At 38.4% G+C, this 15,719-nt stretch carries 13 protein-coding genes and 1 pseudogene; all 14 read left to right on the forward strand.

Going from position 1 to position 15,719, the window contains the following annotated elements:
* Positions 1–326: 326 nt before the first annotated feature.
* The 14 genes and pseudogenes from A4H00_RS09500 to A4H00_RS09565 all read left to right on the forward strand — a co-directional run bounded on the left by A4H00_RS09500 (position 327) and on the right by A4H00_RS09565 (position 15,710).
* The gene (locus tag A4H00_RS09500) at positions 327–560 is read left to right on the forward strand and encodes a DNA-binding protein (RefSeq protein ID WP_067090192.1); all 234 of its coding nucleotides are present in this window, start codon (positions 327–329) and stop codon (positions 558–560) included.
* 74 nt (positions 561–634) lie between these two features.
* Positions 635–2,142, forward strand: a pseudogene (locus tag A4H00_RS09505) (tyrosine-type recombinase/integrase).
* 90 nt (positions 2,143–2,232) lie between these two features.
* On the forward strand, positions 2,233–3,084 hold the full coding sequence (gene ylqF, locus A4H00_RS09510) for a ribosome biogenesis GTPase YlqF (RefSeq protein WP_067090196.1): 852 nt from the start codon (positions 2,233–2,235) through the stop codon (positions 3,082–3,084).
* Positions 3,071–3,862, forward strand: a complete 792-nt coding sequence (locus tag A4H00_RS09515; protein WP_067090199.1) for a ribonuclease HII — start codon at positions 3,071–3,073, stop codon at positions 3,860–3,862. Before ylqF ends, A4H00_RS09515 begins: the two co-directional genes overlap by 14 nt.
* Positions 3,849–4,403 carry a sugar O-acetyltransferase gene (locus tag A4H00_RS09520; RefSeq protein WP_067090202.1) on the forward strand — a complete coding sequence of 185 codons (555 nt, stop codon included), beginning with the start codon at positions 3,849–3,851 and terminating at the stop codon, positions 4,401–4,403. Before A4H00_RS09515 ends, A4H00_RS09520 begins: the two co-directional genes overlap by 14 nt.
* A 186-nt stretch (positions 4,404–4,589) precedes the next feature.
* On the forward strand, positions 4,590–5,432 hold the full coding sequence (gene dprA / locus A4H00_RS09525; RefSeq protein ID WP_067090206.1) for a DNA-processing protein DprA: 843 nt from the start codon (positions 4,590–4,592) through the stop codon (positions 5,430–5,432).
* 100 nt (positions 5,433–5,532) lie between these two features.
* Complete coding sequence (gene topA / locus A4H00_RS09530) at positions 5,533–7,617, forward strand: type I DNA topoisomerase (protein WP_067090209.1); 2,085 nt, start codon at positions 5,533–5,535, stop codon at positions 7,615–7,617.
* Positions 7,618–7,917: 300 nt separating this feature from the next.
* On the forward strand, positions 7,918–9,264 hold the full coding sequence (trmFO, locus tag A4H00_RS09535) for a methylenetetrahydrofolate--tRNA-(uracil(54)-C(5))-methyltransferase (FADH(2)-oxidizing) TrmFO (RefSeq protein ID WP_067090212.1): 1,347 nt from the start codon (positions 7,918–7,920) through the stop codon (positions 9,262–9,264).
* An 89-nt stretch (positions 9,265–9,353) separates the two neighbouring features.
* Positions 9,354–9,794: a MerR family transcriptional regulator gene (locus A4H00_RS09540; protein ID WP_067090216.1), complete on the forward strand. Its 441-nt coding sequence runs from the start codon at positions 9,354–9,356 to the stop codon at positions 9,792–9,794.
* A 4-nt stretch (positions 9,795–9,798) separates the two neighbouring features.
* Entirely contained in the window at positions 9,799–10,704 is a 906-nt protein-coding gene (locus tag A4H00_RS09545) for an amidohydrolase family protein (protein WP_067090220.1), read from the forward strand.
* 11 nt (positions 10,705–10,715) lie between these two features.
* Positions 10,716–11,357, forward strand: coding sequence for a putative quinol monooxygenase (locus A4H00_RS09550; protein WP_067090225.1), 642 nt, complete (start codon positions 10,716–10,718; stop codon positions 11,355–11,357).
* Positions 11,348–12,463 (forward strand): low temperature requirement protein A, encoded by a 1,116-nt coding sequence (locus A4H00_RS09555; RefSeq protein WP_067090230.1) that lies wholly within the window; start codon positions 11,348–11,350, stop codon positions 12,461–12,463. The genes A4H00_RS09550 and A4H00_RS09555 overlap by 10 nt, the downstream gene beginning before the upstream one ends.
* A 546-nt stretch (positions 12,464–13,009) precedes the next feature.
* Positions 13,010–13,849 (forward strand): BglG family transcription antiterminator LicT, encoded by an 840-nt coding sequence (gene licT / locus A4H00_RS09560; RefSeq protein WP_067090234.1) that lies wholly within the window; start codon positions 13,010–13,012, stop codon positions 13,847–13,849.
* 16 nt (positions 13,850–13,865) lie between these two features.
* Positions 13,866–15,710 (forward strand): beta-glucoside-specific PTS transporter subunit IIABC, encoded by a 1,845-nt coding sequence (locus A4H00_RS09565; RefSeq protein WP_067090238.1) that lies wholly within the window; start codon positions 13,866–13,868, stop codon positions 15,708–15,710.
* The last annotated feature ends 9 nt before the right edge of the window (positions 15,711–15,719 follow it).

Below are 15,719 nucleotides of genomic sequence, written 5' to 3' on the forward strand. Positions count from 1 at the left end.
ACAAAAATCAGAGTTAATCAGTAGATTGTTTATACTAATTTTAAGGTTATTTTCAAAGCGAAAATAAGTGTGTCCTTTGACAATTGAATAAACCAAGGTGGGACTTTCTTATTTATCGAGCAAGAGGTCTAATACGCGAAGATATGAGCGATAACTTTTAGACCCAAAATAGGTTGGTCACCTATCTGCCAAGATGACAAATAATTATAATGATACTTCTGAACGTTCAGGCTGCCAGCGAAAAAGGACAGCGGGTGAGATGCCCATGAATGATCTAACCAATCATACCCACGGAGGTTAATAATATGAAATAGAGAGAAGCTACTATGAAAATTAAATTTGTATCGGTTGAGAATAGTATAGCTGAGTGGGCAGATAAAAAAGCTATATTAAGGCGATGGGAAGGCCTGAATCAATATACACTGAATAGATGGTTAAGTGAAATGCGAGATAATAAGCAGTTTAAAGATTATGTGATTAACCCAACTCATAAATTGGTCTTTATTAATTTGGAAGGCTTTGAAGAATTTTTAAGATGGAAACAAAGGGCAGTAAAATAAAGAGAATCATGGTATAATATAGAATGGTTATATTTCTATGATTGATTTTTCATTTCAAGTTTAGGGAAACGAAAATGTACTATAGAACAAAAACTAATTCAAAAGGAATTACCCGATACGAGGTTGTAGATAAATATAAGGATCCGCTAACTGGCAAGTGGAAGACAGCTGTTGTAAGTTATTATAAAAATACGAGTCGCGCTCGAAAACAAGCAGAACGAGAGCTCGAAGATAAAATTGAGACATTAATTAATGGCAGTGAAGCCAAATTTAATCCCCAGTTGATAAAAACTTTCGGAGAATTAAAAATGAGTTGGCTAGAAACTTGGTCAGTATCTGTCAAGCCTCAGACAGTCAAAAGAGAAGCTTTTGTGATAGAACGACTTGGTGAAATTATTGGTGATGATTATTTACTCGAACGTCTAACACCGTTATTAATGAAAAAGTGCTTGACTACCTATATGGAGAAATATAATGCATCACAATCTACTATGATACATATAAAAAGCACTTGTAATAAAATTTTTAACCATGGTGTTCTTTATAATGTTATTCAATTCTCACCAATGTCTGTAATAAAATTAGAAACGTCTCTTGAGAAAAAGCGTGAAACAAAGAAAAAACGAGAAGCTAAGTTTTTGGAAATACATGAGATTAGGGCTTTCTTTGAAACACTAAGTCGAAGAAGGAATCCGAATTACTACGACTTGGCTATAGTTTTACTATTTTCAGGACTTCGAATCGGAGAAGCTGCTTTTACGAAGGAAGATTTTGATGCTGAGAAAGGTGTACTTCATATTGATAAGGCTTTGCAATATCATGATTTGAAAGTTTCAGAATTCTACTTTGATGAGACTAAAACAATAAATGCTGATCGAGATGTTGCTTTACCTAAGGTGGCCTGTGATGCTATATTAAGAGCTATACAACGCAGTGAAGATTTTGACCGCTATGCGATTGAAAATCCTTGCGAAGCATTTACATTCTCTGAGAGTGTTTTTAGGACAGAATATGGTTCCCCAATAACTTCGCATTCTTTTCGAGAAGTACTTGCTCGTGTTGAAACTGATCTTATTAAAAACTGCGAAGAGAGATACGGTTTCAAATGGACAAAGCATGTAACCCCACATTCCTTTAGGCATATGCATATTACCTATTTACAAAGTGAGGGTATGTCAGTTGCTATAAAAGAAATTATGGAACGTGTCGGGCATGCCAATTATGAAACAACTATGTTGTATACCCATAGTCAAGGATTATCTCAAGGTCAAACAATTAAAGCCTTAGATAAATTTATTGATAGGAATCATTTTAGATTTGAAGCATTAAAATCTTGGTCTAGTAAATATTCTAAAATTGTAAATGATGAAATAGAAAATAATTTTGATTCAAAAATACTTGAATTTTCTTTAGCTGATTTTAGAGAAAAACTTGGTCTAAAATCAACTTATACACCTAGACATATCACTGCAAATATAATTCCTAAGCTTAAGAAAGATTTATCAAAATATTATAAGTCATTTGATATTCTTATTTAAGAGAAGGGAAACAAAAGGTTGTTGGTTATAGACTAACTTGGTGACTACAAAATTTTGGTGCCTGCTTGGTGCCTAATAGAAAACAGGCAGGTTTTACATATAAAAAACCTTGCTACGAAAGGAAATATAAACTCATGGCTACTATTCAATGGTTTCCAGGCCACATGTCTAAAGCAAGACGGCAGGTGCAGGAAAATCTTAAATTTGTTGATTTTGTAACGATATTGGTGGATGCACGCTTGCCCTTATCGAGCCAAAATCCGATGTTGACAAAGATTGTGGGGGAAAAGCCGAAATTACTGATTTTAAATAAGGCAGATTTGGCAGACCCAGTGGCGACCAAGGAATGGCGAGCTTATTTTGAAGCACAAGGCATTCCAACCTTGACTGTCAATTCCAAGGAACAATCTACCGTCAAAAAAGTAACAGAAGCCGCCAAAAAATTGATGCGTGAAAAAATCGAACGCCAAAAAGAACGAGGCATTCAGATTGAAACCTTGCGTACTATGATTATTGGCATTCCCAATGCAGGAAAATCAACCCTGATGAATCGCTTGGCTGGTAAGAAAATTGCGGTCGTTGGCAATAAACCAGGTGTTACTAAAGGACAACAATGGCTTAAATCCAATAAAGATTTGGAAATCCTTGATACGCCGGGGATTTTATGGCCAAAATTTGAAGATGAAGAAGTAGCTCTCAAATTGGCTTTGACTGGGGCGATTAAGGATAATCTTCTACCAATGGACGAGGTCACGATATTCGGATTGAATTATTTCAAGACCCATTATCCAGCAGCCTTGAAAGAGCGCTTTAAGCAGATGAATCTGGATGATGAAGCCCCTGAAATCATCATGGATATGACAAAAAAACTTGGTTTCCGTGAGGATTATGACCGCTTTTATAGCTTGCTTGTGAAAGAAGTAAGAGATGGTAAATTAGGTCTCTATACCCTTGATACAGTCGGAGATGAAGATGGCAACGATTAAGGAAATAAAAGCCCTCCTTGAGACCATCACAGATAAAGAGGACACGCGTTTAGAGGAACTGGTTAAGGATACTCGAGCAGGAGTGCAAGCCCTACTCCAGAAGAAACACAAGGATTTTCTAGCAGAAGAAGCAGAAGATGCTCGTTTAGAGCAGATGCTTTCCTATGAAAAAAACTTGTATGCGCAAGGAATTGAATTGATTGCAGGCATTGATGAGGTCGGTCGTGGCCCCTTAGCAGGTCCTGTTGTAGCAGCTGCCGTTATATTGCCAAAGGGTTGTAAAATTCGCTTTTTAAATGACTCAAAAAAAATTCCCAAAAGTAAACACCAAGCCATCTATGAAGAAATTATGGACAAGGCAGTAGCTGTAGGAATTGGCATCAAGGACAGTCAGGTCATTGACCAAGTAAATATCTACGAAGCGACCAAGCTAGCCATGATTGAGGCTTTAGAGCAATTAGCTGTTCGTCCGCAGCATTTGCTGATTGACGCGATGAGATTGGATACGCCGATTGCACAGACCTCTATTATCAAAGGAGATGCCAATAGCCTGTCCATTGCGGCTGCTAGTATCGTTGCAAAGGTGACAAGAGATCGTTTGATGGCTGAGTTTGAGGCGAAGTATCCAGGTTATGATTTTGCTAAAAACGCAGGTTATGGAACTGCCAAGCATTTGGAAGGCCTGCATGAAAAAGGGGTGACCCCCATTCACCGAAAGAGCTTTGAACCGATTAAATCAATGCTTAAGAAGAAAGGGAGCAAAGATGACAGAACGTGAAAAAATGTTAGCAGGCAAACTATACGATGCTAGCGATGCAGAATTAGTCCAGTTACGTAGCTTGGCACGTCGCTATCGCATGGAATTCAATCAAGGATTAGATAGTACAAAACGGAGCAAATTGCTCAAATCATGGTTTGGTAGCACTGGGAATCAGATTTATATTGAGCCAAATTTTGCTTGTGACTATGGTTGTCATATTTACGTAGGAGAAAATTTTTACGCTAATTTCAACTGTACGTTTTTAGATGTTTGTCCGATTCGGATTGGTGATAATGCCATGTTAGGCCCCAATGTACAACTTCTTACACCACTTCATCCCTTGGAGGCAAATGAACGGATTTCAGGTATGGAATATGGCAAACCAATTACGATTGGAGACAATTTCTGGGCTGGTGGTGGTGTGACGATTCTCCCAGGCGTTTCCTTGGGTAACAATGTTGTCGTGGGTGCCGGCTCTGTCGTGACCAAATCTTTTGGAGATAATCTTGTCCTAGCAGGCAATCCTGCTCGTATTATTAAAATACTCGATTTGCCATGACGGTCTTGTTTAAGCCCTAATTCTCAGATTTTAGGAAGAACCTAGTTGATTTGACTAGCACTCTATATTTTAGTTGAAATCCTGAAAAATCTTGACAGGCTATGTTAGGATTTTTTCTTTTTGAAAAATATACCTAGCTTGTACAGAAAAATAGTTTTTTTCGAATAAACAAGTAGAGGTGAAAAAATGAATAACTTTGAATTGTTTAAATTAAAAAAAGCTGGATTGACGAATCTCAATCTTCATAAAGTATTGGCGTATCAAAAGGATAATGGAAGTTCTTTATCGATTAAGACAATTGCGCAGATTTCAGAATGTAAAAATCCAGTTTTGTTTGTAGAGAAGTATAAGCAGTTGGATATAAAAGCTTGCCGTGAAGAGTTCAATCGTTATCCGTCGCTGTCCATTTTGGACGATGCCTATCCAAATGAATTGAAACAGATTTATAATCCGCCAGTTCTGCTATTTTATCAAGGAGATATCGAACTATTAAACAAGCCTAAGTTGGCTATTGTAGGAGCAAGAGCAGCTAGTCAGACAGGAACCAGTTCAGTCCAAAAAATTATTAAAGAATTAGGTAATCACTTTGTTATTGTCAGTGGGTTGGCAAGAGGAATTGACACAGCAGCACATATTTCAGCCTTAAAAAACGGCGGTAAAACAATCGCTGTTATCGGATCTGGTTTGGGGGTGTATTATCCAAAGGAAAATAAGAAGCTACAAGATTATATCGCTCGGCATCACTTGCTACTTTCGGAGTATGAACCGGATGCCCAACCGCTTAAATATCATTTTCCAGAGCGAAATCGGATTATTGCGGGCTTATCACAAGGCATTATTGTCGCAGAGGCGAAAAAACGTTCTGGAAGTCTCATTACCTGCGAACGGGCCCTAGAAGAAGGACGAGATGTTTTTGCTATTCCAGGATCCATTTTGGACGGAAAATCTGATGGATGTCATTATCTGATTCAAGAGGGAGAAAAGTGTACTACATCAGGCTTAGACGTCCTATCAGAATACCAAATGTAAAATGAGTTTTCCTATAGGAAAATAAAAATCTTGACACTTACCTAAAAATAGTATATTCTTGTGAATGTTATAGCAATAAGAATAGATAAAAGGTAAGAATATGGTAACAACAAAGAAGAAAGCAACGACTAAGAAAAATCTTGTCATCGTGGAGTCGCCTGCAAAGGCTAAAACGATTGAAAAATATCTCGGACGAAATTATAAGGTAGTTGCCTCGGTCGGACATATCCGAGATTTAAAAAAATCGAGCATGTCGATTGATTTTGAAAATAATTATGAACCAGAATATATCAATATCCGTGGAAAAGGTCCGCTAATCAATGACCTAAAAAAAGAAGCTAAAAAGGCCAAACAAGTTTTTCTCGCAAGTGACCCGGATCGTGAAGGAGAAGCAATTTCTTGGCATTTGGCTCATATTTTAGGTTTAGACGAGCAGGACAAAAATCGTGTCGTATTCAACGAAATTACAAAAGATGCAGTCAAAAATGCTTTTAAAGAGCCACGAACGATTAATCATGATTTGGTGGATGCCCAGCAAGCACGTCGTGTTCTAGATCGTATCGTGGGGTATTCTATTTCTCCTATTCTATGGAAGAAGGTTAAGAAGGGGCTATCTGCGGGACGTGTCCAATCAGTTGCACTAAAATTGATTATTGACCGTGAAAATGAGATTAGAAATTTCAAACCGGAAGAATATTGGACAATTGATGCAACCTTTAAAAAAGGAACTAAAAAATTTCAAGCCAGTTTCTATGGTGTAGATGATAAGAAACTGAAACTCGAAACAAATGAACAAGTAAAAGAAGTCTTGGCACGTATTAAGGGAGAAGATTTCTTAGTTGAAAAAGTTGATCGAAAAGAACGCAAACGCAACGCACCATTGCCATATACCACTTCAACAATGCAAATGGATGCGGCCAACAAAATCAATTTTCGGACACGAAAGACCATGATGGTTGCGCAGCAATTATATGAAGGAGTTAGCCTTGGAACCGGTGGAACGCAAGGTTTAATTACCTATATGCGTACTGATTCAACTCGAATCAGTCCAGTCGCTCAAGCACAGGCAGCAGATTTTATTACAGAACGTTTTGGTACCAAGTATTCTAAGCACGGTAGCAAGGTCAAAAATGCGTCTGGTGCCCAGGATGCCCATGAGGCTATTCGTCCTTCTAATGTTCAATTAACTCCGGAATCAATTGCCAAATATTTGGATAAGGATCAGTTGCGACTCTATACCCTTATCTGGAACCGCTTTGTAGCAAGTCAAATGACAGCAGCCGTCTTTGATACCATGAGTGTACGGCTCGCCCAAAATGGTGTGTTATTCACAGCAAATGGTAGTCAAGTAAAATTTGACGGATATATGGCTGTTTACAATGATTCAGATAAGAGCAAAATGTTGCCAGATATGACAGTCGGCGACACAGTCCAACGTGTCTTGACCAAGCCAGAACAGCATTTTACTCAGCCTCCTGCTCGTTATTCGGAAGCGACCCTGATTAAAACGTTAGAAGAAAATGGAGTGGGTCGTCCCTCAACCTATGCTCCAACTATCGATACGATTCAGAAGCGTTATTATGTCAAATTAGCGGCCAAGCGATTTGAACCAACAGAACTGGGTGAAATTGTCAATCGTTTGATTGTCGAATTTTTCCCAGATATTGTCAATGTTACCTTTACAGCTGAGATGGAACAAAAGCTAGATGATGTTGAAATTGGTAAAGAACAGTGGCAGAAGATTATTGATAGTTTCTACCAGCCGTTTAAGGTTGAACTAGCCAAGGCTGAAACGGAAATTGAAAAAATTCAAATCAAGGATGAGCCGGCTGGCTTTGATTGTGATGTTTGTGGTCACGAAATGGTGATTAAATTAGGGCGGTTTGGCAAATTCTACGCTTGTAGTAATTTTCCTGATTGCCGTAATACCAAGCAAATTACAAAAGAAATTGGCGTAACCTGCCCAGTATGCCACAAAGGTCAGGTCATTGAACGTAAAAGCAAGCGCAATCGTGTTTTTTATGGTTGCGATCGCTATCCAGAATGCGAATTTACTTCCTGGGATAAGCCGATTGGGCGCGATTGTCCAAAATGCCAACATTATCTTGTTGAGAAGAAGGTACGTGGTGGCGGCAAGCAAGTAATCTGTCCAAATGGTGATTACGAAGAAAAGAAGATTAAATAAGAAGGAACCGCTAAATCGTAAAAATGGGTCAATGATTAAAACTAAGAACTGATCATCTACCTTACAGGTTCTTCTTAAAAGATTACCCTGTCTGCCATAGGTGGAATCCTATGGTAGATTTTTTGATTTCATCATTTGATCAAACATATTGCTTATTCTATTTAATTGGTCTTTGATCGAATTTATGTTATGATAAACAAGTATCAAATTAGAAAGGTTCAGGTGTGGGTAGCCCCCACATCTGGGAAATGAATGGTAGCATAATCTCTTTTTCCATTCATTTTTAGAGGTATTAGTCTATTGTCTCAATCCTATATTACAGTCATTGGAGCTGGTTTAGCTGGCTCTGAAGCGGCTTATCAAATTGCAAAACAGGGAATTCCTGTCAAACTTTATGAAATGCGGGGCGTAAAAGCAACACCCCAACATAAGACAGATCACTTTGCAGAATTGGTTTGTTCTAATTCTCTGCGTGGCGATAGCTTGACCAATGCAGTCGGTCTCTTAAAAGAGGAAATGCGCCGTTTGGATTCGATTATTATGAAAGCAGCGGAACAGACCCGCGTCCCAGCTGGAGGTGCTTTGGCTGTTGACCGAGAAGGTTTTTCACAAATGGTGACAGATGAGTTGCACCAACATCCTCTGATTGAGGTCATTCGTGAAGAAATCACAGAATTGCCAAGCGAAGGAATTACCGTCATTGCGACAGGGCCTCTGACCAGTGATGCCTTGGCAGAGAAAATTCACGCCTTCAATGGTGGAGCTGGTTTCTATTTCTATGATGCAGCAGCACCGATTGTTGATGTCAATACGATTGATATGGATAAGGTCTATCTTAAATCCCGCTATGACAAGGGAGAAGCTGCCTATCTTAATGCTCCAATGACCAAGGAACAGTTTATGGCCTTTCACGATGCTCTTGTCAATGCCGAGGAAGCCCCTCTTAATTCCTTTGAAAAAGAAAAGTATTTTGAAGGGTGTATGCCGATTGAGGTCATGGCAAAACGCGGGGTGAAAACCATGCTTTATGGACCAATGAAGCCTGTTGGCCTGGAATATCCAGAAGATTATACCGGTCCTCGTGATGGAGAATTTAAAACACCCTATGCTGTCGTTCAACTACGACAGGATAATGCAGCAGGTAGCTTGTATAATATTGTCGGCTTCCAAACTCATCTGAAATGGGGCGAGCAAAAGCGGGTCTTCCAAATGATTCCGGGACTGGAAAATGCTGAATTTGTCCGCTATGGGGTGATGCACCGTAATTCCTACATGGATTCGCCCAATCTTTTGACACAAACTTTTCGTTCTAAGAAAAATCCGCAGCTCTTCTTTGCTGGTCAAATGACAGGGGTTGAAGGCTATGTTGAGTCTGCGGCGTCTGGCCTCGTAGCCGGTATCAACGCAGCTCGCTTGTTCAAAAATGAAGAAGAAATCATCTTCCCTGAAACAACGGCAATCGGAAGTTTACCACACTATGTCACCCATGCAGATAGCAAGCATTTCCAACCGATGAATGTTAATTTTGGCATTATCAAAGAGTTGGACGGTCCTCGTATTCGTGATAAAAAAGAACGCTATGAGAAAATCGCTGAACGTGCCTTGGCAGATTTGAGCCAGTGTATGAAAGTGTTGAATAATCAGTAAAGGCTAGGTTTTCCTAGCTTTTTTGACAATCTAGCTTGACTTATAGTTCACTACAAGTGATATAATGATTTGGATAAAGGAGAGGTATAATGACCAATACAGAGAAGACCTATACGATTACAGAAGTCAGCGAACTTTATCAAGTTAACTCCAATACATTACGCTATTATGAGCGTATCGGATTATTGCCGACTATTCCAAGAAAATCAAATGGAAATCGCTATTTTACGAGAGAAATGCTGAACTGGCTTGAAATGGTGATTTGCCTGCGGCATTCAGGAATTCCAATAGAAGCTTTAAAAACTTATGTCAAACTACTACAACAAGGGGAGAAAACCCAAAAAGAGCGAGAATGGCTTCTAAAAGAACAATTAGAGACTCTATACCAGCGAAAAGAAAATTTGCAACGCTCCATCGACCGCTTAGAGCATAAAATTTCCCTTTATGAGAGCGGTGAGATCAATCAAGCTACCTCTTATTTTGAAGAATATGCGATTTTAGAAGATCAGGAAAATAGTTGGAAGGAATAAAAAGATGAAAATTGATGTATTTGCCCATGTTTTATTACCAAGGTTTTACCAAAAAATGCTTAGGCTAGATCCACATTTGCCGGATAAAATGCCCTTTTTACAGAATCCAGTTTTGACAGATATGAAGAGTAGAGCACAGTATCAACACAAAGATACCCAACAAATTATATCTTATGTTAATGTCAATCCAGAAGATTATGTAGAGGCCGATGAGGCTTTAAAACTCGTTCAGGAAGCCAATCAAGAATTATTAGAAACGCTGCAAGCTCATTCGGAGCAATTTGCAGGAGGTGTCGCGATGCTCGCCCTCAATCACATGGATGGAAGTCTTGAGATTTTAGAAAAATTTGTTACCCAAAATCAAAATATTGTAGGTGTCCAATTATTTAGTCGCCATCTTGGTCAGTCTGTTGCTGCACCAGAATTTGCACCTATTTTTGAAACTTGTGCAAAGCTAGAGATTCCAATTTGGCTTCATCCTGTATTTGATGCGAGAAAACCTGACAATAACATTGTCTTTTCATGGGAGTACGAGCAGACACAAGCCATGCTTGAAATAGTAGAAGCGGGCTATTTTAGAAAGTACCCTAATCTGAAAATCATTGTTCACCATGCAGGGGCAATGGTTCCTTATTTTGCGGAGCGAATTCGTCATATCCTGCCAGAAGAGATGGTACAGGATTTTAAGAAATTTTACGTAGATACAGCCTTATTAGGCAATCCAAAAGCTCTGGAATTAGCTGTCGACTATTTTGGTATTGAAAAGATTCTTTTTGGAACGGATGCTCCTTTAGGAATTTTACCTGCAGGTCCTACCAAAGAGATTATTGCTGCGATTGAAGCGATGGCTCTTTCAACAAAAGAAAAACAAGCTATCTTTGCGGATAATTGGTATCGCTTATTGAAATAGAAAGGAAGCTAATGCAGCCTATTTTTAACGTATTTAAGCTAAAAGTAGCTGAAAATCATGTAGAGGAATTTTTTCAGATTGGACAGACAAATTTCAATCAATCCATCACAAAAGAAGAAGGAACTTTAGCGATGTATTTGACAAAAGTTGATGATCAGCAAACATTTTGTGTGATAGAAGTCTATCGTGATGCTATGGCCTATCAAGCACATATCACTTCTTCTCATTTTAAGGATTTTGCTACTTTTGCACAAGATTACATTCCTTACAAAGAACGTGTAGAACTGATTCCTCAAATTTTGTATGAACAAGAACAGCCGGTTCAAGAAGAAGATTTGTCAAGTCTATTTGTTAGATTGATATCTGTGCGTGTGAAAGAAAGTAGGGAAACGGCATTTAAAGACGAGCTTTTTGATGTAGTAAATCAGGCAAAAGACACGAAGATTCTCTATGCAGGCTTTGTTGCAGATTCTCCCAATACATGGTATATCATTGATATTTCTAGTACAGAAAATAGCATAGTAGCAGCATTTTTAGAACAAAACGCTTCTATTGAGCAGCAGGTCAAACAGAACTTCTCACTGCTTGAATGCGTCAACAAAGGGAATTTGAGGTATAGAGCTGTCACAGAAAAGGAGGCAAAATGTCACTAATTCGCCATAAAAAGGTAGAACTAACAGAACTCTTTTATGATTTAGTCTATGTCTATGCCATCTCTCAGATGACTCATCTGTTATCCCATGTTCGCAATGGAAGGTTCCTTTTAGAAAATGTGATTGTCTTTAGTATTGCACTGATTATTTTTATCAATTCTTGGATGATTCAGATGGTTTTTACTAACCGTTTTGGAAAAAATAGCTTGACGAATACTGTCTTTATGTTGCTACAGATGATATGCCTGCTAGTTGCTGCAGGTTTGCTATCCAATGATTTCCAAAGCATGGTCATCCCTTTTTTTAGCACGATGGCAGTTCTCACGGGACTCTTACTTGCACAATATGGTCTCGAGTATCGCATCACCAGAAATACGGCCGATCAATACTTTATCAAGCAATTTTTCTCTATTTTGGGAGTACGAATCCTGAGTCTCTTGTCCTGTCTTTTTCTCCCTTATTCATCTAGTCTAGTAATTGCTGTTTTAGGAATCATTGTGACATGGCTCATGCCGTCTTTCTTACTTAATCCAGCAAAAACCGGTGCTTTAAAGGAATTAACTCCAATTTCGTTTCCTCACCTTGTTGAACGTTTATCTCTGCTTGTGATTATCACCTTTGGCGAGATGATTATTGGGATTGCCCCTTATTTTTCTATCGATAAATTGTCACTTTCTTCCTTCTTTCCTTTTTTGATTGTGGCAAATTTATTTCTCTTTTATATCACAGAGATGGATCACAGGATTGCTGTCAATAAAACGAATGTATCAGGAAACGGAGCTATTTATTATCATTACTTTATTTTCTTTGGTTTAAGCTTTATTACGGCGGCCTTTACCTTATTACAGGAGCATCAGCTATCGAACGATGCTATTGTGTGCCTTCTCTATAGTGGTATTTTCTTGTTTTTGGTTGGAATTCTCCTACATGCACCTTATAACAAGGCAGACTTTAGCTGGACTCCTAAATTTTACCTTGCCGAATTGGCTTTGCTGACTATTGGTTTCCTGCTTAGTCTACTGGTTGCTGAAAATTCTCTGATGTTCACTTTGGTTACTTTCTTTGTGACAGTAGGGATGACGAGTTTAATGATGCGGCAAAGATGATCATGTAGATTTGTGAGTGAGAGGAGCGCTTTCTCACTCCTTTTCTGTTATACCAGAGTAGCTGAATCGTAGTATATAAAGGAACTTTGCAACGAAATATGAGAAATGGAAATCAATCATTCTTGCTAAGCAAGGGCTTACGAAATCCAAAACGGTAGACGAAATTTGCCAAATCTTGAATGGAGTGCAAGCGCAATGTCAACTCTATGTGGATGTTGGATTTAAAACACGTCTGTCGGAACAAGAGTTTACAACTGAGGTGTGGAGGGAAAAATTGGTCCGATAGCATTTTCATACAATTCCGTCGAAAAGACTATGAGGAACAGCTTATAGCAAAAAAATGAAAATTTTTCTTGACAAAGTTTTGGCTTTAGGATAAAATTAAAAACGGTTACAATGTTATTACCAACGTAAGCATGATGTAGCTGAATCTTATAATATTATAAAAATGGATGTTATCGCTTTATTGCGAGCAGGAACCTATTTATACGATGCTTTTTTTGCGTACGATAAATAAGTTCCTTTTTGTTTTTAGGGAAACACTTTATGATCATAAAACGAATTTTAAACCATAATGCAGTTATTGCGACGAATAAAAAAGATGTTGACATTCTGTTATTTGGTAAGGGAATTGCCTTTTCAAAAAAAGTTGGCGATACGGTAGAAGTAGATGCGATTGAAAAAAGTTTTCTATTGAAAAATAGGGATAATATGACTCGGTTCACAGAATTGTTTATCAATGTACCGCTAGAGCTAGTCTATGTGTGCGAGAAGATTATCAATCTTGGAAAAATCAAATTAGGAAATAATTTTGACGAGATTATTTATGTCAATTTAACTGACCATATTCAATCGAGCATTGAACGACACAAGGAAGGGATTGTTATTGCAAATCCTCTAAAATGGGAAATTGCCAAATATTATCCTGAAGAGTATAAGGTTGGAAAGCAGGCGTTAGAGATTATCAAAAAAGAAGCCAAGATAGAGTTGGCTGAAGACGAAGCTGCTTTCATTGCTCTTCATTTTGTGAATGCGAATCTGGAGAATAATTTTCAAGAATCGTACAAGATTACCGAAATTATCATGAATATTGAGCAAATTGTGAAAAACTTTTATGTCACAGAATTTGATCAAGAATCGATTGAATACTATCGCTTTATTACCCATATCAAACTTTTTGCCCACCGCTTATTAGCGCATGAATATTATCAAGAAGATGACGATGATGATTTGCTTGCTTTAATGCGGAAAAAATACCCTAAAGAATATGACTGTGGAGAAGAAGTTGCTCGCTATATTCAGAAAGAGTATGATTACCGTCTGAGTTCGAGTGAATTGCTCTACTTAACTGCACATATTCGAAGACTAACTAAGAATCTGTACTAGAATAAAGGAGAACATGATGAAATACAAAGATACTGCTCAAGCTATTTTAAAAGCAGTCGGAGGAGAAGCAAATGTTGTTAGTACAACTCACTGTGTCACTCGACTACGCCTTGTTTTAAAAGATGAACAACTTGTTTCGGATGCGGTTGTTAAAAACATTCCTAATGTCATGGGTGTGATGCGTAAAAACGGCCAGTACCAAGTGATTTTGGGAAATGATGTAGCTAACTATTATCAAGCCTTTGTAAAATTAGGGAACTTTGGTGGCGAACAGCCTGTTTCTACCGAAAAGAAAGGATCTGTTTTCGGTAACATTATTGAGTATATTGCCGGATCCATGACTCCTTTAATTCCAGCAATGCTGGGTGGCGGAATGCTTAAGGTTCTTGTGATTATTCTCCCAATGTTGGGATTGTTGTCTGCTGATTCACAAACGATTTCCTTTTTGAGTATCTTTGGTGATGCGCCCTACTATTTCATGCCAATCTTCCTAGCATTTTCAGCTTCGAAAAAGCTCAATGTTACACCAATTTTAGCGATGTCTGTAGCAGGAATTTTGCTTCATCCAAATTTTGTACAAATGGTAGCAGATGCGAACCCTATGGCTCTCTTTGGTGCCCCAGTTACACCAGCTAACTATGGATCATCTGTTATTCCAATTCTCATTATGGTTTGGTTGATGAAATATATTGAAACAGCGGTTAATAAAGTTGTACCAGCTGTGACCAAAAGTTTCTTACAACCAACGATTGTCTTACTTATTTCAGGTTTTATTGCCTTAGTTGTAGTTGGTCCTATTGGAGTGATTGTAGGAGAAGGACTATCTACCCTCATTCAGCAAATGTATGGAACAGCAGGTTGGTTGACCTTGGCAATTTTAGGGGCTATCATGCCATTTATCGTTATGACAGGAATGCATTGGGCCTTTGCTCCGATTTTCCTAGCAGCTTCTGTAGCAACACCTGATGTACTCATTTTACCAGCTATGCTTGGAGCTAACCTAGCTCAAGGAGCAGCTTCTATGGCAGTAGCTCTAAAAAGTAAAAATCCAAATACCAAACAAGTCGCTTTTGCAGCAGGTTTTTCAGCTCTTTTAGCCGGAATTACAGAACCAGCTCTTTATGGGGTTACCTTGAAATACAAGAAACCAATTTATGCAGCGATGATTGGTGGTGGTGTTGCAGGATTGTTTGCTGGAATTGTCGGAATAAAATCTTTCTTGTTTGCAGTACCATCTTTGATTGCCTTACCACAATTTATCAATGCTGATCAGCCAGCCAACTTTACAAATGCCTTGATTGCAACAGCTTTAAGTGTTGTTATCACCTTCATTATTGCTTACATTTTGGGTATCGATGAGGAAGTACAGCCGTCTGATTTGGAAAATGTTCCAACAGGTGTGTCAAACAAAAAAAAGATTGCTTCGCCTTTAAAAGGAACCCTTCTTCCACTTGAACAAGTTAATGATGAAACCTTTGCAGGTAAATTACTCGGTGAGGGGATTGCTATTGTCCCTTCAAATGGAAAAGTCGTTTCTCCTATTGATGGAGTGATTGCCTCTGTCTTTCCTTCTAAACATGCCATTGGGTTGATTAGTCAGGACGGGGTAGAAGTACTAATCCATGTCGGATTAGAGACTGTTAATCTAAACGGTGAAGGCTTTACAAGTTTTGTAAAAGAAGGGGACAAAGTGCAAAAAGGAGATGTTCTTCTTGAAGTCGATATTGCCTCGCTTATTGACAAAGGATATGATGTCACAACACCAATTATCGTAACCAATACTCAAAACTTTTTAGATGTTTTACCAATGAATGAAAAAGCAACTGTTGAGGCAGGAGAAGATATACTAGCTATTTTATAAGGAGGAAAC

This window comes from Streptococcus marmotae (genome assembly GCF_001623565.1).
Lineage (GTDB): Bacteria > Bacillota > Bacilli > Lactobacillales > Streptococcaceae > Streptococcus > Streptococcus marmotae.